General features: G+C 71.6%; 16 protein-coding genes and 1 pseudogene. 14 read left to right on the top strand and 3 right to left on the bottom strand.

The annotated features are described in order from the left end of the window. The first annotated feature begins 134 nt into the window (after positions 1 to 134). The 8 genes from AB0B40_RS25370 (at position 135) to AB0B40_RS25335 (ending at position 10,405) form a co-directional block, all read left to right on the top strand. A complete protein-coding gene (locus tag AB0B40_RS25370) occupies positions 135 to 1,292 on the top strand; it encodes a mandelate racemase/muconate lactonizing enzyme family protein (RefSeq protein ID WP_345057257.1) in 1,158 nt (385 codons plus the stop codon). Further along, on the top strand, positions 1,289 to 2,293 hold the full coding sequence (locus AB0B40_RS25365) for an alcohol dehydrogenase catalytic domain-containing protein (RefSeq protein WP_362265712.1): 1,005 nt from the start codon (positions 1,289 to 1,291) through the stop codon (positions 2,291 to 2,293). Before AB0B40_RS25370 ends, AB0B40_RS25365 begins: the two co-directional genes overlap by 4 nt. A 149-nt stretch (positions 2,294 to 2,442) precedes the next feature. Further along, positions 2,443 to 3,441 carry a hypothetical protein gene (locus tag AB0B40_RS25360; protein WP_345057261.1) on the top strand — a complete coding sequence of 333 codons (999 nt, stop codon included), beginning with the start codon at positions 2,443 to 2,445 and terminating at the stop codon, positions 3,439 to 3,441. Positions 3,442 to 3,446: 5 nt separating this feature from the next. Beyond that, complete coding sequence (gene chvE, locus AB0B40_RS25355; protein WP_362265710.1) at positions 3,447 to 4,556, top strand: multiple monosaccharide ABC transporter substrate-binding protein; 1,110 nt, start codon at positions 3,447 to 3,449, stop codon at positions 4,554 to 4,556. A 49-nt stretch (positions 4,557 to 4,605) separates the two neighbouring features. Next, positions 4,606 to 6,174 carry a multiple monosaccharide ABC transporter ATP-binding protein gene (mmsA, locus tag AB0B40_RS25350; RefSeq protein WP_362265708.1) on the top strand — a complete coding sequence of 523 codons (1,569 nt, stop codon included), beginning with the start codon at positions 4,606 to 4,608 and terminating at the stop codon, positions 6,172 to 6,174. After that, positions 6,171 to 7,415: a multiple monosaccharide ABC transporter permease gene (gene mmsB, locus AB0B40_RS25345; protein ID WP_362265706.1), complete on the top strand. Its 1,245-nt coding sequence runs from the start codon at positions 6,171 to 6,173 to the stop codon at positions 7,413 to 7,415. The genes mmsA and mmsB overlap by 4 nt, the downstream gene beginning before the upstream one ends. Before the next feature lie 25 nt (positions 7,416 to 7,440). Then, complete coding sequence (locus AB0B40_RS25340; protein WP_345057269.1) at positions 7,441 to 8,601, top strand: aldose epimerase family protein; 1,161 nt, start codon at positions 7,441 to 7,443, stop codon at positions 8,599 to 8,601. Positions 8,602 to 8,701: 100 nt separating this feature from the next. Beyond that, a complete protein-coding gene (locus AB0B40_RS25335) occupies positions 8,702 to 10,405 on the top strand; it encodes a histidinol-phosphate transaminase (protein WP_362265704.1) in 1,704 nt (567 codons plus the stop codon). Here the strand turns inward: AB0B40_RS25335 and AB0B40_RS25330 are convergent. Further along, positions 10,402 to 10,899 (bottom strand): ATP-binding protein, encoded by a 498-nt coding sequence (locus AB0B40_RS25330; RefSeq protein ID WP_345056231.1) that lies wholly within the window; start codon positions 10,897 to 10,899, stop codon positions 10,402 to 10,404. The genes AB0B40_RS25335 and AB0B40_RS25330 overlap by 4 nt on opposite strands. 117 nt (positions 10,900 to 11,016) lie before the next feature. Between AB0B40_RS25330 and AB0B40_RS25325 the strand changes: the two are divergent. Then, a pseudogene (locus tag AB0B40_RS25325) lies at positions 11,017 to 11,836 on the top strand (helix-turn-helix transcriptional regulator). Further along, positions 11,833 to 12,015, top strand: coding sequence for a DUF397 domain-containing protein (locus AB0B40_RS25320; protein ID WP_345056230.1), 183 nt, complete (start codon positions 11,833 to 11,835; stop codon positions 12,013 to 12,015). Before AB0B40_RS25325 ends, AB0B40_RS25320 begins: the two are co-directional and overlap by 4 nt. Positions 12,016 to 12,065: 50 nt before the next feature. Here the strand turns inward: AB0B40_RS25320 and AB0B40_RS25315 are convergent, their stop codons facing one another. Then, positions 12,066 to 12,710 carry a DUF4360 domain-containing protein gene (locus AB0B40_RS25315; RefSeq protein ID WP_345056228.1) on the bottom strand — a complete coding sequence of 215 codons (645 nt, stop codon included), beginning with the start codon at positions 12,708 to 12,710 and terminating at the stop codon, positions 12,066 to 12,068. Positions 12,711 to 12,880: 170 nt separating this feature from the next. Further along, positions 12,881 to 13,339, bottom strand: coding sequence for an Rrf2 family transcriptional regulator (locus AB0B40_RS25310; RefSeq protein ID WP_345056226.1), 459 nt, complete (start codon positions 13,337 to 13,339; stop codon positions 12,881 to 12,883). Between the two features lie 74 nt (positions 13,340 to 13,413). Here AB0B40_RS25310 and AB0B40_RS25305 point away from each other — a divergent pair, with 74 nt between their 5' ends. The 4 genes from AB0B40_RS25305 to AB0B40_RS25290 all read left to right on the top strand — a co-directional run bounded on the left by AB0B40_RS25305 (position 13,414) and on the right by AB0B40_RS25290 (position 19,875). After that, the gene (locus AB0B40_RS25305; RefSeq protein ID WP_345056225.1) at positions 13,414 to 16,377 is read left to right on the top strand and encodes a beta-galactosidase; all 2,964 of its coding nucleotides are present in this window, start codon (positions 13,414 to 13,416) and stop codon (positions 16,375 to 16,377) included. 174 nt (positions 16,378 to 16,551) lie between these two features. Continuing rightward, the gene (locus AB0B40_RS25300) at positions 16,552 to 17,181 is read left to right on the top strand and encodes a toxin-antitoxin system, toxin component family protein (protein WP_345056223.1); all 630 of its coding nucleotides are present in this window, start codon (positions 16,552 to 16,554) and stop codon (positions 17,179 to 17,181) included. Beyond that, positions 17,178 to 18,485, top strand: a complete 1,308-nt coding sequence (locus AB0B40_RS25295) for an MAB_1171c family putative transporter (protein WP_345056222.1) — start codon at positions 17,178 to 17,180, stop codon at positions 18,483 to 18,485. The genes AB0B40_RS25300 and AB0B40_RS25295 overlap by 4 nt, the downstream gene beginning before the upstream one ends. Next, entirely contained in the window at positions 18,478 to 19,875 is a 1,398-nt protein-coding gene (locus AB0B40_RS25290; RefSeq protein WP_345056220.1) for an FAD-dependent oxidoreductase, read from the top strand. Before AB0B40_RS25295 ends, AB0B40_RS25290 begins: the two co-directional genes overlap by 8 nt. Positions 19,876 to 20,111 lie beyond the last annotated feature (236 nt).

Here is a 20,111-nt window from a genome sequence, read left to right as displayed (position 1 = left end):
TCGAAAGAGTTCTCGAGAGCCTTGCCGGAACCGTTACCTGTTCGACCCATTGACACCCCTGCCGCACCGTCCTTACTGTCACGCCAGCATTTCGAACGTGTGACGAAATTTCGAACAGCTGAGGGGCAACTGCCGTGCGCATCACCGGAATCAGCACACACGTGGTCGGCACGCCATGGCGCAATCTGACGTACGTCCAGGTGCACACCGACGAAGGGATCACGGGCGTCGGCGAGACCCGGATGCTCGGCCACACCGACGCGCTGATCGGTTATCTGCGGGAGGCCGAGGCCAACCACATCCTCGGAGCGGACCCGTTCGCCGTCGAGGACCTCGTGCGCCGTATGAAGTACGGCGACTACGGCCGCGCGGGCGAGATCGTCATGTCGGGCATCGCGGTGGTCGAGATGGCGTGCTGGGACATCAAGGGCAAGGCGCTGGGCGTACCGGTGTGGCAGCTGCTCGGCGGGAAGGTGACCGACAGGGTCAAGGCGTACGCCAACGGCTGGTACACGACCGAGCGCACCCCGGAGGCGTACCACAAGGCCGCGCAGGGGGTCGTGGAGCGCGGATACCGGGCGCTGAAGATCGACCCGTTCGGCACCGGGCACTTCGAACTGGACCACCGGCAGACCCTGTACGCCGTCTCGCTCATCGAGGCGGTGCGCGACGCCATCGGCCCGGAGGCCGAGCTGATGCTGGAGATGCACGGCCGCTTCTCCCCCGCCACGGCGGTCCGGCTGGCCAGGGAGATGGCGCCCTTCGCGCCCGCGTGGCTGGAGGAGCCGGTGCCGCCGGAGAACCTGAAGGCGCTGGAGAAGGTCGCGGCCAAGGTGGACATGCCGGTCGCCACCGGTGAGCGCGTCCACGACCGGATCGAGTTCCGCGAGCTGTTCGAGAGCCAGGCCGTGGACATCATCCAGCCCGACGTCGGCCACCTCGGCGGCATCTGGGAGACGCGGAAGCTGGCCGCCACCGCCGAGACGCACTACATGCTCGTCGCCCCGCACAACGTGGGCGGCCCGGTCCTCACCGCCGCCTCCCTCCAGGTCGGCTTCACCACCCCGAACTTCAAGATCCTCGAACACTTCAACGACTTCGCGGACGCGGAGATCAAGAAGGTGGTCAAGGGGGCGCCGGAGGTTGTGGACGGCTACTTCCAGCTCTCCGACGCGCCCGGTCTCGGCGTGGAGTTGGACGTCGACGCGGCGGCCGAGTTCCCGCAGCAGCAGGCGCGGTTCGACCTGTGGGCCGAGGGCTGGGAGCAGCGCAGGCCGAAGGGCGCCCGGTGAGTTCCCAGGTCGTGGTCGAGGCGCCGGGCGCCCACCGGGTGGAGGACCACACGCCCCGGGAGCCCGGTCCGGGCGAGGCGCTGGTCGCCGTGCACGCCGTCGGCATCTGCGGCAGCGACCGCGAGGTGTACCAGGGCAACCGGCCCGAGGGGTACGTCCGTTACCCGCTCACGCCCGGCCACGAGTGGTCCGGGACCGTGTGGGCGATGGGGGCGGGGGTGCCGGAGGGCCTCGTCGGCCGCAAGGTCGTCGGTGAGGGGTTCCGCAACTGCCAGGTGTGCGACCGATGTCACGCGGGCGAGACCACGCTGTGCGCGGCGGGGTACGAGGAGACCGGCTTCACCCGGCCCGGTGCGATGGCCGCCACGCTCACGCTTCCGGCCCGGCTGCTGCACGTACTGCCCGACGGTGCCGACCTCACCGCCGCCGCCCTGCTGGAGCCGGCCGCCTGTGTCGCCGCCGCCGCGCTGAAGGCGAACGCCCGGCCGGGCGAGCGGGTCGCGGTGGTCGGCACCGGCACGCTGGGCATGTTCGCGGTGCAGTTCCTGGCGGCGGTCTCGCCGGCGGAGCTGCTCGTCGTGGGGACCCGGGACGACCGGGAGGCCCTCGCGAGGAGGTTCGGGGCGACCGGCTTCCGGCTCAGGGACCAGGACCTGCCCGGCGACTTCGACGTCGTGATCGAGACGGCCGGGTCGGCGGACGCCGCGGGTACCGCCGCCGCCCTGCTCCGGCGCGGCGGACGGCTGGTCCTCACCGGGATCCCGGCGCCGGGCGCGGACGGCCTCGACCCGACCGGTCTCGTCGTACGGCAGCTGGAGGTGCACACCGTCTTCGGGGCGCCGCCGGCCGCCTGGGCGCATGCCGTGCGGGTGTTCGGCGCCGGGCTGCTGGACCCGCTGCCGCTGGTCACGCACGAACTGCCGCTGACCGGGTTCGCCGAGGCCATCGAGCTGGTGGGGGCGGGCGATCCGAAGGTGGGCAAGGTGCTGCTCCGCCCCTAGGGCCCGTCTTCCCCAGTCGTACGCCGGCCGGGGCGTGACCTGACGGCGCCCCGGCCGGCGTGCACCCGGGGCTTCCGCATGCCCGGAGCCGCTTCTCCATGACCAGAGCCGCGAACCGTGTCCGAAATACCGAACACTAAGGACAGCTTGTGACCGACGCTTCCGCCCCGGCAGCCCGCAGGCCCGGCGAGCAGGTGCTTGCCGCACTCGGCCTGGGCGCGCCCGCCCCCGACCCCGCCGACGCCTCCGTCCACAGCTTCCCGGGCGGCGGTCGCTGGCGCACCGAGATCCCCTCCTGCGAGGGTCCGGAGGCGCTGGCGGTCGTCCTGAAGGAGGCCTCGCGCCTCGATGTGCCGATCCACCGGATCAGCCAGGGCAGCGGCGTGTGGATGCTCACCGACGCCGAGATCACCGAGATGGCCGAGGCCACCGCAGAACGCGGCATCGAGCTCTGCCTGTTCACCGGCCCGCGCGGCACCTGGGACATCGGCGGCTCGGTGCGGTCCGACTCACGGGGGGCCGGTCTTCGCGCCCGGGGCCACGACGCGGTCGCCGGCTGCGTGGAGGACGCCGTCCGGGCCACCGAACTGGGCGTCAGATGCCTGCTGGTGGCCGACGAGGGCGTGCTGTGGACGCTGCACCGGGCCCGCGCGAGGGGGATCATCCCGGCGGACACCACCCTCAAGGTGTCGGCGCTGATCGGCCCCGTCAACCCGGCCTCGTACGCCGTCTACGAGCGGCTCGGCGCCGACTCCGTCAACGTGCCCAGCGATCTGACGCTGGATCACCTCACCGAGATCCGCCGGGTGTCCGCCGCCCCCATGGACATGTACATCGAGGCACCGGACGACCTCGGCGGCTACGTCCGGATGTACGAGGTCGCCGAGCTGATCCGGCGCGGCGCCCCGCTCTACCTGAAGTTCGGCCTGTCCAGGGCTCCCGGCATCTACCCGTGGGGCGCCCATCTGCGGGACCTGACCCTGGACACCGCCCGGGAGCGGGTCCGGCGCGGCCGGCTCGCCCTGGACCTGCTCGCCCGGCACGGCGCGGACGGCGACATGGCGCCGCCCGGCTCCCGGCTGCCGGGCCCGCTCCACCGCTTCCCCGTCGAAGCACCCGTGTCCCTCCCCGACGAGAACAAGGACTGATCCTCATGCGCAACCGCAGAGCCGCACTCGCCGCGACGGCCGCAGCCGCCTCGCTCGCCCTCACCCTGACCGCCTGCGGCCAGAGCGGCACCGGCGGCAGCAAGGAGAAGGCGGGCGACGCCAAGGGCGGCACCATCGGCATCGCGATGCCGACCAAGTCCTCGGAGCGCTGGATCGCCGACGGCAAGAACGTCGTCAAGGAGCTGGAGGCCAAGGGCTACAAGACCAAGCTCGTCTACGGCGAGGACGACCCGGAGACCCAGGTCTCGCAGATCGAGAACCTGATCACGCAGGGCGTCAAGGGCCTGATCATCGCGGCCATCGACAACAAGTCCCTGAACAGCGTGCTCCAGGAGGCTGCGGACGCCCACATCCCGGTCATCTCCTACGACCGCCTGATCCTCGGCACCAAGAACGTCGACTACTACGCGTCGTTCGACAACGAGAAGGTCGGCCGGCTCCAGGGCACGTACATCGTGCACAGGCTGGGCCTGGACAGCGGCAAGAAGGGCCCCTTCGACATCGAGCTGTTCGCGGGCTCGAACGACGACAACAACACCCGGTACTTCTTCAACGGGGCGATGAGTGTCCTGAAGCCGTACATGGACAGGAAGCAGCTGGTGGTCCGCTCCGGCCAGACCTCCCTGAACCAGGTCACCACCCTGCGCTGGGACGGCGCGACCGCTCAGCGGCGCATGGACGACATCCTCACCGCGTCCTACAAGTCGCAGAAGGTCGACGCGGTCCTCTCCCCGTACGACGGCATCTCCATCGGCATCCTGTCCGCGCTCAAGTCGGACGGCTACGGCTCGGGCAGCAAGCCGCTGCCGGTCATCACCGGTCAGGACGCCGAGCTGGCCTCGGTGAAGTCGATCATCGCCGGGCAGCAGACGCAGACGGTCTACAAGGACATCCGCAAGCTCGCCCAGGTCGCCGCGACGATGGTCGACGACGTACTCAACGGCAAGAAGCCCGAGGTCAACGACACCAAGTCGTACGACAACGGGACCAAGGTCGTGCCCGCGTACCTGCTCCAGCCGGTGAGCGTCGACAAGACCAACTACGAGGACGCGCTGGTCAAGACCGGTTACTACACCGACGCCCAGCTCAAGTAGCCCCGCCGACCGAACCCCCTGTCCGGCCCACTGATTGGAAGGCACGACCATGGCGGGACCCGTCCTGGAGATGCGCTCGATCGTCAAGACCTTTCCCGGTGTCAAGGCGCTGTCGGACGTCACCCTGACCGTCCGGCAGGGCGAGGTCCACGCCGTCTGCGGGGAGAACGGCGCCGGCAAGTCCACCTTGATGAAGGTGCTCTCCGGCGTCCACCCGTACGGCGGTTACGAGGGGGACATCCTCTTCGAGGGAGAGGTGTGCCAGTTCAAGGACATCCGGGCGAGCGAGCGGCACGGCATCGTCATCATCCACCAGGAGTTGGCGCTGGTGCCGTATCTCTCCCTCGCGGAGAACGTCTTCCTCGGCAACGAGCACGCCCGGCGCGGGCTCATCGACTGGAACGACACCCTCAGGCACGCCACCGAACTGCTGCGCCGGGTCGGTCTGGACGAGCACCCGGAGACCCGGGTCGCCGACATCGGCGTGGGAAAACAACAGCTCGTGGAGATCGCCAAGGCGCTGTCGAAGCAGGTGAAGCTGCTCATCCTGGACGAGCCGACCGCCGCCCTGAACGACGAGGACAGCGGCAAACTGCTCGCCCTGATCCTGGACTTGAAGAACCAGGGCATCACCTCGATCATCATCTCGCACAAGCTGAACGAGATCCGCAAGGTCGCCGACTCGGTGACGATCATCCGGGACGGCCGGTCCATCGAGACCCTCGACGTCAGGGCGCCGGAGACGACCGAGGAGCGGATCATCGCGGGCATGGTCGGCCGCGACCTCGACCACCGATTCCCGCAGCGCACCCCGCACCGGCCGAAGGAGGGCGCGGCCCCGGCGCTGGAGATCCGCGGCTGGACCGTGCACCACCCGATCGACCGGCAGCGCAAGGTCGTGGACGACGTGTCGCTCCAGGTGCGCCGCGGGGAGATCGTCGGCATCGCGGGCCTGATGGGCGCCGGCCGCACCGAACTCGCGATGAGCGTCTTCGGCCGCGCCTACGGCCGGTACGCGGGCGGCACGGTCCTCAAGGACGGCAGGGAGATCCGGACGAAGACCGTCGCCGAGGCGGTCGGGCACGGCATCGCCTACGTCACCGAGGACCGCAAGCACTACGGCCTCAACCTCATCGACACCGTCAACCGCAACATCTCGCTGACCGCGCTGGGCAAGGTGGCCAGGCGGGGCATCGTGGACGAGCAGGGGGAGCGGCAGGTCGCCGAGGGCTTCCGGAAGTCCATGAACATCAAGGCGCCGACCGTGTTCGAGCCGGTGGGCAAGCTGTCGGGCGGCAACCAGCAGAAGGTCGTCCTCAGCAAGTGGATCTTCGCGGATCCGGACGTGCTGATCCTGGACGAGCCCACACGGGGCATCGACGTGGGTGCCAAGTACGAGATCTACACGGTCATCGACCAGCTGGCCGCCCAGGGCAAGGCGGTCGTCTTCATCTCCTCCGAGCTGCCCGAACTGCTCGGCATGTGCGACCGCATCTACACCATGGCCGCGGGACGGCTCACCGGAGAGGTGCCGCGGGCCGAGGCCACGCAGGAAGTGCTGATGCGTCACATGACGAAGGACAAGGCGAACAAGACGGACGAAGAGGTAACGCGATGAGCACGGATGTGACCGCCAAGAGCCCGGCCCCCGCGCCGCCGGGCAGAAGCGGACCGGCCGCCGGCTCCGGTCTGCTCCGGCTGATGCTGGACGGCCTGCGCCGCAACATGCGCCAGTACGGCATGCTGATCGCGCTCGGCCTGATCGTGGCCCTCTTCGCCGTCTGGACCGACGGGGACCTGCTGCTGCCGCACAACGTCTCCAACCTGGTGCTGCAGAACGCCTACGTCCTGATCCTCGCGATCGGCATGATGCTGGTGATCATCGCCGGGCACATCGACCTGTCGGTCGGCTCGCTGACCGCGTTCGTGGGCGCGTTCGCGGCCGTGCTGACGGTGCAGCACAGCGTGCCCTGGCCGCTGGCCGTGGTGCTGTGCCTGGTGGTGGGCGCGGCGGCGGGTGCGGCACAAGGGTTCTTCATCGCGTATCTCGGCATACCGTCGTTCATCGTCACCCTCGCCGGGATGCTGATCTTCCGCGGATTCACGGAGATCCTGCTCAAGGGCCAGACCCTCGGCCCCTTCCCCGACGGCCTGCAGAAGATGTTCACCGGCTTCCTGCCCGAGGCCGGCCCGGACACCAACTACCACAACCTCACGCTGCTCCTCGGCCTCGTCCTGATCGCCGCCGTGGTGTGGCAGGAGGTGCGGGACCGGCGCCGGCAGCAGGAGTTCGCCCTGGACGTCCTGCCCACCCGGCTCTTCCTGCTCAAGCTGGTCGCCCTGGTCGCCGCGGTCCTCACCCTCACGCTGCTGCTCGCCAGCTACAAGGGCGCCCCGCTCGTGCTGATCATCCTCGGCGTCCTGGTGGCCGGCTACGGCTACGTGATGCGCAACGCCGTCTTCGGCCGCCACATCTACGCGATCGGCGGCAACCTGCCGGCGGCCAAGCTGTCCGGCGTCAAGGACAAGAAGGTCACCTTCTACGTCTTCCTGAACATGGGCGCGCTCGCGGCCCTGGCGGGTCTGGCGATCGCCGCCCGCCTCAACGCGGCCTCGCCGAAGGCCGGCCTGAACTACGAACTGGAGGCGATCGCCTCGTCGTTCATCGGTGGCGCGTCCATGAGCGGCGGTGTCGGCACCGTCCTCGGCGCGATCATCGGGGGTCTCGTCCTCGGCGTGCTCAACAACGGCATGAACCTCCTCAGCGTGGGCACCGACTGGCAGCAGGTCATCAAGGGCTTCGCCCTGCTGGTGGCGGTCGGGTTCGACGTGTGGAACAAGCGCAAGTCCGGTTCGTAAGCGCCCAGACAAGGGAGCCGCACCCATGGAACTGAACAGACGCACGGTCATCGCGGGAGCAGCCTCGGCGGGTCTCGCCGCCACCGCCTACGGCGCGGGCAGCGCCTCGGCCGCCACCGGTTCGCCGGGCGGGAGGCCGGTGAGGGAACACTTCGGCACGCTCGCCGACGGGACCCGCGTGTACCGCTGGTCGCTGGAGAACGGCGGCACCAGGCTGAAGGTGCTCTCCTACGGCGGTGTCGTCCAGTCGCTGGAGATACCGGACCGGCACGGCCGGTACGCGAACGTCGTCGCGGGCTTCGACGACATCGCCGACTACGTGGCGAAGAGCCCGTACTTCGGCGCCCTGATCGGCCGGTACGGCAACCGCATCGGCAAGGGCCGCTTCACGCTGGACGGAAAGGCGTACCAGCTCTCGGTCAACGACGGCGTCAACAGCCTGCACGGCGGGGCCAAGGGCTTCGACAAGCACGTGTGGGACGTCGAGCCGTTCACCCGGGGCTCCGACGTCGGCCTCCATCTGCACTACACGAGCGTCGACGGCGAGATGGGCTACCCGGGCACGCTCAGGACGAAGGTGACGTACACCCTCGGCCGGCACGGCGAGTGGCGCGTCGACTACGAGGCCACCACCGACAAGGCGACCGTCGTCAACCTCACCAGCCACGTCTACTGGAACCTGGCCGGCGAGGGCAGCGGCACGATCGAGGACCACGAGCTGAGCATCGCCGCCGCCCGCTACACGCCCACGGACCCGGGTCTGATCCCCACCGGCGAACTGGCCCGGGTCGCGGGCACCCCGTTCGACTTCCGGCACGCCAAGCCGATCGGCCGGGACATCCGGGCCGGCCACGAGCAGCAGGTGCAGGCCAAGGGCTACGACCACAACTGGGCGCTGGACAAGGGCGTCACGGCGAAGCCCGAGCACATCGCCACGCTCCGCGACCCCCGCTCCGGCCGCACCCTGAGGATCGCCACCGACCAGCCGGGCCTGCAGTTCTACTCCGGCAACTTCCTCGACGGCACCCTCACCGGCACCGGCGGCCGCACCTACCGCCAGGGCGACGCCCTGTGCCTGGAGACCCAGCACTTCCCGGACTCGCCGAACCACGCGAACTTCCCGTCGACCGTCCTGCGGCCCGGCCGGACGTACCGGACGACGACGATCCACACGTTCGGAGCGTGAACCGGCTCACACAGCGGTGGAGTTGAACGCCACTGCTGTCCCCTCCGTATCCAAGGGCGGCCCGTGCTCCCCCGCACGGGCCACCCGAACGGAGGTCCCTTTGTCCGGCAACGTCACCTCGTTGTTCCGCGGCACCGCCGCTCACAGCCCGTCGATGGCGGCGCTGACGCGGGAGGGCGGCGACGGGACCGGCCCGGTGGACTTCTGCATCCCCTGCAATCCGTACTTCCCCACGCCCGCCATGTTCGAGGAGATGGCGGCCCGGCTGCGCGAGATCGTCACGTACTACCCGAGCGGCGCCGACACCATCACGGGTGAGCTGTGCGAGCTGCTCCAGCTGCCGCCGAGCTGCGTGGCCATGGGCAACGGCTCGACCGAGCTGATCACCTGGATCGACCATCTGCTGGTGCGCGAGTCGCTGGCCGTCCCCGTGCCGACGTTCGGCCGCTGGACCGACCAGCCGATGGAGACGGGCAAGCGGGTCGACATGTTCCCGCTCCAGGAGGCGAGCGACTTCGCCCTGGACCTCGGCCGGTACGCCGAGTTCATCCGGGCCAGGGGCACCCGGGTGGCGGTGCTCTGCAACCCCAACAACCCCGACGGCGGCTATCTGCGCAAGCAGCAGATCGTGCAGTTCATGGACACCATGGCGGACCTGGACCTGGTGGTGGTCGACGAGTCGTTCCTGGAGTTCGCCGACGCGGAGACCGAGCCGAGCGTCGTCCAGGAGGCCATGCTCCGCCCCAACGTGATCGTGCTGCGCAGCCTCGGCAAGAACTTCGGTCTGCACGGCATACGCTTCGGCTACCTGGTCGCCAACCCGGCGCTCGCGGGCAAGGTCCGCTCGGCACTGCCCAAGTGGAACCTGAACTCCTTCGCCGAGCACGTGGTGTTCATGCTGAAGGAGCACGGCGCCGAGTACGCGCAGAGCCTGACGCAGGTCCGCCGCGACCGCCTGGAGATGGCCAGCCACCTCTCCGCGCTGCCCGGCCTCACCGTCTACCCCTCCCAGGGCAACTTCCTCTTCGTGCGCCTGCCGCTGGGCGCCGAGGGCACGGTGGTCCGGGACCGGATGCTCACCGAGCACCGGATCCTGGTCCGCGAGTGCGGCAACAAGATCGGATCCTCCAGCCGCTTCCTGCGGCTCGTGGTGCGCCCCCAGGTCGACGTGCGTCGCCTGGTGTCCGGCCTGGAACAGGTGCTCTACGGGTCCAGGAGGGGAGCCGCCGTACCCGAGCCGGGCGCCGGGACCAGCTACAGCTCGGGTACGGCGGCCGTCGACCGGCTGGTCAGCGAGACCAACGGTGCCGGTATGCGGCTCACCGCGGCCGGCCCCGTTCCGGCCGCCGGCACCGGCATGCCGCTCCCCGCCGCCGTCGCGCCGGCCGGCGGCGGGATGCCGATGCCGGCGGCAGCCCAGCCGATGCCCGCGCCCGCGCCCGCCCCCCAGCCGGCGTTCACCCCCGCCCCGCAGCCGGCGCCCGCGCCGATACCGGCTCCGGTGCCGGCTCCGTTCCCGACGGCGGTGCCCGCGCCGACGCCCGCGCCCATGCCCGCGCCGGCCGCCGCCGCACCGGCCGCGTCCGTGCTGCCGCCCGTTCCGGCGGCCCCGCCCGCGTCCCTCGCCCCGGCCGCCGTCGCCCCCACCCCGCCCGGTGTCCCGGCGCGCGGCGGCCTCACCGCGGCCCAGGTGCGCGGCATGACGGCCCCGGCTCCCCCCGCCGGCCTGACCCCGGCCCCGGCCACCGGCTGGCCCAACGCCCAGAGCTGGCCGAACGCGGCCGGCACGGCGCAGGCGGGCTAGCCGGACCTCAGGACGGGCCGTCGCCCGGCGGACGGCTGCCGGGCGGCACGGCTCAGTGACTTCCAGGACGGTACGTCCACCTCCGCCCGCACCGTCTTGCCCGGCGGATCCCGGCGCACCACCTCCCAGCGGTCCGCCAGCGCGTCGACCAGCAGCAACCCGCGTCCCGCCTCGGCGAGCGGATCGGGCCCGGAGAGTTGTCCGGGGCCGGGCGGCTGCCGTTCGGCCAGGGTGTCGCTCACCTCGATACGGACGCTGCCGACCAGCAGGGCGAGGGTCAGCTCGAAGTCCCGCCCGGGTACGCGGCCGTGCGTCACGGCGTTGGCCGCCAGTTCCGCGACGATCCCCCCGACGGCCTCGGCCACGGCACTGTCGAGCGGTACGCCCCAGACGTCCAGCTGGGCGAGCGCGAGCCGCCGGGCGAGGCGGGCCCCGCGCGGGGTCGAGCTGAGGCGCTGGGTGAACGGGGGCGGGGTGTGGGGAGGTGCGTGCATGCCCCTCAATGTGGGGCGCGTGCGGCGGCGTTCACCAGGGTGGCACCGCGTACGCTGCGCGAGCGTACGCGGTCACGGACTGGACAGTACGCGTGACTGTCCGTGACCATCCTGTGCATGGCTACGGGAAGCGGCGGTGAGCCGGAGTCGTCGGACAGTATGCGGACGTTCGGAGCGGTCGTACAGGCGCTCCGCGAGTATCACCGGCTGAGCAGAGAGGAGTTCGGGCGGCTCGTCGGCTACTCGAAACACACGGTGGCGTCGGTGGAACTGGGCCGCCGCATGCCGGACGCGGACTTCGTGGAGGCGGCGGAGGGGGTACTGGGCAACACGGGGGCGCTGCGGAGGGCGGCGGGGTTCCTGGAGCGGCAGCCGGGGTTGGCTTCCTGGTTCCAGCGGTGGGCGGGGCTGGAGAAGGAGTCGATCACGCTCTGCACGTACGAGTCCAGGATGGTGCCGGGTCTCCTGCAGACGGAGCGGTACGCCCGAGTGCTACCAACTTCCGCCTCTGGACGACAAGCAGATCCAGAGGAACTGGGCCGCGAGGGTCCAGCGCCAAGAACTGTTGCGGAATCGGCCCAACACCGCGTTCAGCTTCATCATGGAGGAGCATCTGTTCCAGCGGCGCACCGGCGGAGCCGACACCGCGAGGGAACTCATCGACCACGTAGTCGAGGTCGGTCAGCTTCGGAACGTCGAGATCCAGATCATGCCGACGGTACGGGAGTCGCACGCGGGTCTCGCCGGGCCAATGCAGTTACTCGAAACGCCGACGCACAGGTGGTTCGCGTACTGCGAGGGTCAACGAGGAGGACTGCTCGTATCCGACCCAAAAGAGATCAGCATCCTTCACCAGCGGTATGCCAGGATGCGTTCGCAGGCTCTCACAATCGCGGACTCTCTGAGCCTGTTGCAGCGGATGCGAGGAGACCTATGAGTGCCCCGGAACTGAGCTGGTTCAAGAGCAGCTACAGCAGCAGCGGCGACGGCGACTGCATCGAGGTCGCCCAGACCCCCGCCACCATCCACGTCCGCGACTCCAAGGCCAAGCAGGGGCCCCAGCTGGCCCTCTCCCCCGCCACCTGGTCGGCCTTCGTCGCGTACGCCCGTGTGTGAGTGACGGAGATGGGCGGGTCCGGACCCGCCCATCTCACCTTTCCGCACCGCTACTTGGGACAGTGCTCCCACGCGAAGTGATACGTCGTGCTGATGTCACCGTCCGTGGAGTCCATGGTCATGAAGCTGACCTTGGACGGCGACGAACCCGCGTTCACGCGCAGTTCGGTGTTGATGTTGAAGTTGCGCAGCACCCCGCAGGGGGCCCACACCATCTGGGCCCAGTCCGTGGTGTCCGTGGCCTGCCAGTCGTCGTTGTAGGGGCCCCGGTACGGGTGGGTGACGGGCACCGTCGCCGAGGAGCCCTGGAAGTAGTACGACGCCTTCTGTGTGGCCGTGGCGCCGGACTGCAGGGAGAGGAAGCCCCGGTAGTCGGCGCTGGCGATGGCGTAGGTGAAGCCCTGCGGGACGTGGACCACCAGATTGAGCTGGCAGTTCTTGCGGAAGGCCGTGGGGTCGGAGTTGCCGCCGGCCTGGGCCAGGTAGTTGCTGTAGGTGACGGTGAACGCGGTGTTGTCCGGTGAGACGGCGACCGCCGCCGTGCCTGCCGGGCAGCCGGAGCCGTTCACCGTGGCGACGTCGATGACGATCTTGTCCGGGGGCGGGTCGTCGAACACGGAGGAGGGACTCTGGGCGGGTAGCGCGGTGGTGAGCAGAGCGGCCACTGCACCGCTCAGGAGGAGTCCGCCGGCCATGGTTTCTCCCGGTTGTCGGGTGGGGGGTGAGCCTCCCGCCGCAGGCGTTCACACGTGAAGGAACCGTGAGCCACCTGTGAACCGGCGATGGAGGCGTGGGCATCGTAGGAAGCCCCGCCCGGGCCCGGGAGGGTGAACTCCGGCCATTCACTTCCGGGTTTTCACGGGCTCTAGGGGTTCTCCCAGGCCGCCGGTTCCGCCGCGAGCGCCCGGACCGGCTCGGGCAGCGCGTCCGCCGCGAGGTCGGCGACGGTGACGCCCTCCAGGACGCGGCGGACGTTCGCACGCAGCGCGATCCACAGCGGCAGCAGGGGCCGGGCCGTACCCGTGTAGGCGAGGCCCGTCGGGCGTTCGCCGCGCACCGACACGATCGGGCCGTCGACCGCCCGGATGACATCCGCCACAGTGATCGAGGCCGCGTCCCGCGCCAGCCGGTAGCCGCCACCCCCGCCGCGCCGGCTGTCCACCACCCCGGCCCGTCGCAGGTCGCCGAGGATGCCCTCCAGGAACTTGTGAGGAATGTCCTGCACGGCGGCGATTTCCTCAGCCTTCACCGGCCCATTACCCTGCCGTACGGCCAGCTCCAGTACCGCCCGTACCGCGTAATCCGCCCGCGCCGAGATCCTCATGAATCCATTGTGGGGCGTGCCGCCATGGAGAATGGCCGGACCCGCGCCCCGTAAGCTCGCCCGGAGGATCCACCTTGGCGCTCAGCAGACGCACCTTCAGTGCCCTGGCCGGCTCCGCCGCGCTCGGCCTCGCCCTGGGCGGCAGCGGCGGCCCCGGGGCGTTCTCGGCCTACGCCGGCGGCGGCGCGCGGACCGGTCCGGCGCCGGGTCCGCCGAGCGCCGACGGCGAGCGGCACTCGATCGGGTACGACCGTCACTCGCTGCTCGTCGACGGGCGGCGGCTGGTGGTGTGGTCCGGCGAGATGCACCCCTTCCGGCTGCCCAGCCCGTCGCTGTGGCGGGACGTGCTGCAGAAGATGCGGGCGCACGGCTACAACGCCGTCAGCATCTATGTGGCCTGGAACTACCACTCGCCCGCTCCCGGCGTGTACGACTTCTCCGGCGTGCGGGACCTCGGCCAGTTCCTGCGCATGGCCGCCGAGACCGGGCTGTACGTCATCCTGCGGCCCGGCCCGTACATCAACGCCGAGGTCGACGGCGGCGGTTTCCCCGGCTGGCTGACCGCGACCCGGGGCACGGCCCGGACCGACGACCCGACGTATCTGGCGCACGCCGACGAGTGGCTGACCCAGGTGAACCGGATCGTCCGCCGGCACCTGTACACGCAGGGCACCGGCACGGTCCTGCTGTACCAGATCGAGAACGAGTACGACGCCCACGCGCGCGAGGCCACCGGCCGGAACTACATGTCCCACCTGTACCGGAAGGTGCGGGCCGACGGGATCGACGTCCCGCTGTTCCACAACGACAAGGGGCGCAACGGCTACTGGATCCCCGGCACCTTCGACACCGGCGGTGAGAAGGGCGGCTGGCTGTACGGGTTCGACGGGTACCCCTCGCCGTCCCAGACTCCGCCGGACTGGGGGCACTACGGCCCCGGCGGCCTGAGGGGCGGGGCCACCGCCTCGCCCGCCACGCCCGGGTTCGTGCCCGAGTTCGGGGGCGGCTGGTTCGACCCCTGGGGCGGGGCCGAGTTCGACGGCAAGGGGTACGCGGAGTCGCGGCGCACCCGGGACGCGGCCTACGAACGCCGCTTCTACCTGACCAACCTGGCGAACGGCCTCACCCTGCACAACGTGTACATGACGTTCGGCGGGACCTCGTGGGGCTGGCTGCCCGCGCCGGTCGTCTACACGTCGTACGACTACGGCGCCGCGATCGACGAGGGGCGCAACGTCACCGACAAGATCGCCCCGATGCACCAGCTCGGGCACCTGCTCCAGCGTGTGCCCGACTTCGCCAGGCTGGACCGGGCGGCGGACGTCACGGCGGCGGGCCTGAAGGTCTACCACCTCACCAACCAGGACACCGGCGCGCACGTGTACGTCGTCCGCAACGACGGCACGGAGGCGGTCACCACCGACCTGCCGACCGACGCCGGCGTCCTGCCGATCACCGTGCCGGGCAAGGACGCCAGGCTGCTGGCCACCGGCCTGTCGCTGGGCAGGCGCGCCCTGAAGTACTCCACCGCCCAGCCCATGCTGTGCCTGACGGCGGGCCGGCAGGACATCGCCGTGTTCACGGGCCGGCGCGGCGACATGGCCGAACTGGTGCTGGACTCCCCGTCCGAGCCGTTCGTGGAGCGGCTGGACCCGGAGGCCGGCTGGGCCTACGACCGGGGCGAACTGCATGTGAACGCTCCCCTCGGACAGGGCGGCCTGACCCGGGTGCTGGTGCAGAAGGGCGACAGCGACACCCCGCTGCTGCTGCTGTTCGCCGACGACGCCACCGCCGTCCGCCTGTTCCCCTACGACACCCCGTCCGGGACCCTCCTGGCCTACGGCCCGGCGCTGCTGCGGCACGCGGAGCTGCGCGGCTCGGAGGTCCACCTGACCGGTGACATCACCGAGCGGGCGACCCTGGAGGTGTGGGCTCCGCGCGGGATCGACACCCTGGTGTGGAACGGGCAGCGGCTGTCCACCCGGATCACCCGCTCCGGCAGCCTGATGACCACCGACATGGTGCCGGACGTGCCCGAGGTACGGCTGCCCGAACTGGGCGGCTGGCGGATGCGGACGGAGAACCCGGAGGCGGGCCCGAACTTCGACGACTCGTCGTGGAAGAGGGCCGACAGGACCTCGTCGTTCAGCACCACGGCGGTCCCCGACGGCCGGCCGGTGCTGTTCGCCGACGACTACGGCTTCCACTACGGCGACGTCTGGTACCGGGGCACCCTCACCGGCACGGACGGCGTCGAAGAGGTCTCGCTCGCCTACAGCACCGGCACCCAGGGCCTGCTGATGGCCTGGCTGGACGGCGAGCCGCTGGGCACGCACCGGATGCCCGTGCCGGACAAGGGCGCCACGGTCCGCCAGGGCAGCTGGACGGCCACGGCGGCCTTCCCGGTGGCCGAGCGGCTGCGCTCCCCCGGCCGGCACGTGCTGTCCGTGCTCGTCCGGCGCATGCAGCACGACCAGGACGGCAAGGCGCTCGACACGCACAAGGCCGCCCGCGGTCTGACGGCGGTCACCTTCAAGGGCGCGGATCCGGAGGTGAGCTGGCGCATCCAGGGCGAGGGCCCCGCCGACCCCGTGCGCGGGCCGCTCAACAACGGCGGCCTGTACGGCGAGCGGGAGGGCTGGCACCTGCCCGGCTTCCGGGACCGGGACTGGGAGCGGGTGACCTTCCCGCGTGCCGCGCGCTACCAGGGCGTGACCTGGTACCGGACCACGTTCCGGCTGTCGGTGCCGGCCGACGTCGACGCGTCGATCGGCCTGACCCTGGACGACGACCCGTACCGGGCCTACCGCGCGCAGATCTTCCTCAACGGCTGGAACCTGGGCCAGTACATCAACAACGTCGGCCCGCAGCACACCTTCGTCCTGCCGAACGGCATCCTGCGCACCAGAGGCGGCAACACCCTCGCGCTGGCGGTTCTCTCGGAGTTCACCACGCTGTCGGGCCCCGGGTCGGCACGCCTGACGCTGCTCGGCAGGGCGGCCGGCGGGGTGCCGGTCAGCCCGGTCGTTTCCCCTTGAACGACGGGCCCGGGAAGGCATGACGCGGACACATCCAGGCGCGTACTCTCGGACCAGCCGTGACCGGGCCGAGAACGGCTGGGAACGGCTGGGAACGGCTGGGAACGGCTGACGACGGCTGAAGGAGGCCGGAGAAGGCTGAAGAAGGCGGAAGAGCGCGGAGCAGGGGGACCGATGGGCATCGCGGGGGCGCGACAGCGAGCCGCACGGCTCGCCTCGCGGCTGCGCCGCCCGGGCCCCGGCTCGGCGATGCGCTCCCTGGCCGGCGATCTCGCCGCCGCCGTCCGCGCCCGGCCCGAGCCGCCCGAGGGCGTACGGGAGCTGTGCCGGGCGCTGTGCGAGGAGATGAGCGCGCTGCGCGACGGGCGGCCGGTCGAGCTGCGGTTCGAGCGGTTCCCGGACGAGATCGAGGTGACCGGACTGTGGGTGGAGTTCGCCGACTTCGACCTGGTCATCGTCGAGGAGCGGGCCGAGGCCGTGCAGCAACTGGTCATCCTCGGGCACGAACTGTGGCACCTGCACGCCGGGCACCGGCACCACCCGCTCACCGGCGCCGCGGCGGCCCGCGCCCTCGCCGACGCGCCCTGCTGGCGGGAGGCGGCCCTGACGGTGGCCGCCCGCAACGGTTCCCGGGTGACCGACGAGGCCGAGGCCGACGACTTCGGGCACCGCCTGGCCACGCTGTTCCGGGGGCACCTCGCCGGGAGCCGCCCCGCACCGCCGGGCCCCGTCCAGCGTTCCCTCGGCTATCGCGGACGCGAGCGGGCGGATCTGGAGCCCCGGTCCCGGGGAGTGCGGCGGTGACGGTGCCGGCCCCGGACCCGTCGGGTTTCCTCAGCGAGTTCTACATCTCCTTCTGGATACCCACGGCCGTGCTCACCGCCGCCCTGGTGATGAAGCTGCCCTCGATCATCCGGCTGTGGCGGGACCCGCTGATGCGCGCGGTCGGCGGACTGCTGCTGCTCGCCTGCGCGGTGTTCGTCTTCTGCACCCCGTCGACCATCGCCCGCGTCAACCGGGTGACCGGGGTGCCCAACCTCGCGGCCCCCTGGTGCTATTCGCTCATCACCGCGTTCTGCGGCTCCTGCCTGCTGCTCATCATCACCTGGCGCACCGGCCCGTCCGACCGCTCGGCCGCCACCCGCCGCGCGATGCGCTGGGTGGTCCGTGCGTACTCGGGGGTGATCGTCGCCCTGTGGGTGCTGTTCCTGCTCGCCGGTCCCCACAAGGAGCGGCTGCGGGACCTCGACACCTACTACGCCACCACCCCGTTCCTGCGCGAGGAGATCCTGCTGTACCTCGTCGCGCACGCCGTGGCCTGTCTGATCACCGCCCGGCTGATCTGGAACTGGGTGCGCACCGAGGGCCTGGACGCCTGGCTGCGCTGGGGGCTGAAGCTGCTGGGCGCCGGCTACGTGGCGAACCTGCTGTTCGACGCGGCCAAGCTGACCGCCGTCGCCGCGCGCTGGACCGGGTCGGACCTGGACTGGCTGAGCACCGACCTCGCGCCGCCCGTCGCCGCCCTCTCCGCCATCCTCATCGCCGTCGGCTTCATCCTGCCGCACGCCGGCCAGTACCTGCACGACCGCTGGCGGGTCCGGCTCGCCCACCGCGAACTGCGGCCCCTGTACCGGCTGATGCGCGAGGTGAACGGCGCGGGCGTGCCGTTCGTGCTGCGCGCCACGCCCGAACTGCGCCTCACCCGGCGCGAGACGTTCATCCGGGACGTGCTGCTGCCGCTGGCCCGGCACGTCGACACCGGCCTCGGCGCCCGCTCGTACGACGCGGCCGTCGCCCTCGGCCACCCGCCCGAGCGGGCCCGGGCGATGGCCGCCGCGGTGTGCGTCCTCGACGCCGTGGAGACCAGGACCCGTACGTCCGAGGCATCCCAGGCGCCCCAGCCGTCCGAGCCCTCCGAGGCGTCCCAGCCGTCCGAGCCGGCCGCGTCCCCCGCCGGGTGTGCCGCGGGGTCCGCCGCGGGGTCTGACACCACCAGCCTGCTCCGGCAGATCGGGGCCGTCTCCCGGGCCCTTCGCCGTTGCGACGACATCGAGGCGGTACGCGCGCGTGCGGCCGTCCCAGCAGGGAGCGTTGCCCTTCATGAGTGATCACAGACCCACCGCCGTCGTGCTCGGCGGCTCCCTCGCCGGCCTGCTCGCGGCCCGCGCCCTGTCCGCCGACGGCGCCCGGGTGACGGTGGTCGAGCGGGACGCCCTCCCCGACGGCCCCGCGCCCCGCAAGGGGCTGCCCCAGGCCCGGCATGTGCACCAGCTGTGGTCGGGTGGGGCGCGGGCGCTGGAGGAACTGCTGCCCGGGGCGATCGGGCGGCTGCGCGCGGCCGGGGCGGGCCGGCTGCCGATGACCACCGACATGGTGGCGCTGTCCCCCTACGGCTGGTACCGGCGCTGGGCCGAGTCCGCGTTCATGCTGTCCGCCAGCCGGGACCTGCTGGACTCGGTGGTACGGCGGCTCGTGCTGGCCGACGGGCGGATCGAGCTGGTGCAGCGGGCCGAGGCGGCGGGGCTCACGGGAACGGGCGGCGCGGTGACGGGCGTACGCCTGCGGGCCCACGACGACACCGAGCGCACGCTGACGGCCGACCTGGTCGTGGACGCCACCGGCCGCGGCTCCCGGGCCACCCGCTGGCTGGCGGCGCTCGGGCTGCCCGGCGTCGAGCGGCGGGAGGTCGACTCCGGGCTGGTGTACGCCAGCCGGCTGTACCGGGCGCCCGAGGCGGCGCGGGAGGGCTTCCCGATCGTCAGCATCGTGCCGGATCCGCGGGGCACGGGGACCGGCCGCGGGGGCGTGCTGATGCCGATCGAGGACGGCAGGTGGATCGTCACGCTGTTCGGCGGGCGCGGGGACGAACCGCCGGTCACCGCCGCCGGGTTCGAACGGTACGCCCGCGAGGAGCTGCGGCATCCGGTGATCGGGGAGCTGCTGGGCGGGGGTGCGCAGCCGCTGGGCGAGGTCACCGGTACCCGGACGACGGCGAACCGGCGCCACTTCTTCGAGCGGATGCCGGTGTGGCCGGAGAACTTCGTGGTCCTCGGCGACGCGGTGTGCGCGCTGAACCCGGTGTACGGGCACGGGATGGCGGTCGCCGCGCGCTCGGCGCTGGCCCTCCGGGAGGTGGTGCGGCGGCATGGCGTCGGGGCGCCCGGGGTGTCCCGGCGGGCGCAGAAGGCGGTGGGCCGGACGGTCCAGGCGGCCTGGGACCTCGCGATCGGGTCGGACGTCTTCTACCCCGGGGCGACGGGTTCCGGCCCCACCCTGCGGGACCGGCTGACGGCCGCGTACGTCGGGCGTCTGCTGTACACCGCGACGGGCAACGGCCGTATCGCCCGCCGGGTCACCGACGTGACGGCGCTGGAGCGGGGGGCGGAGGTGCTGCTGGCGCCGAGCGTGCTGGTCGCTGCGCTGGCGGGGCCGTTGAAGCCGCCGCTCGGGGGGCCGCCGCTGACTTCCGCGGAGCGGGCCGCCGCGGGGGTTTTGTAGCAGGGGTTCTGTAGCGGGGGTTCCGGGGTGGCCGGGGCCGTCCGTCGGCTGCGGGTGCGTGGGGGCTGGTCGCGCAGTTCCCCGCGCCCCTGGGGGGACTGGGGGGCCGTTGGCGTGGGAGGTGGGCGTCAGGAGACGGGCCGTTCGTCGGCTGCGGGTGCGTGGGGGCTGGTCGCGCCGTTCCCCGCGCCCCTGGGGGGACTGGGGGGCCGTTGGCGTGGGAGGTGGGCGTCAGG

Origin of the sequence: Streptomyces sp. NPDC042638, from assembly GCF_040647235.1 — a bacterium.
GTDB classification, from domain to species: domain Bacteria; phylum Actinomycetota; class Actinomycetes; order Streptomycetales; family Streptomycetaceae; genus Streptomyces; species Streptomyces rameus.
This window is presented reverse-complemented; position numbering and strand designations above follow the sequence as displayed.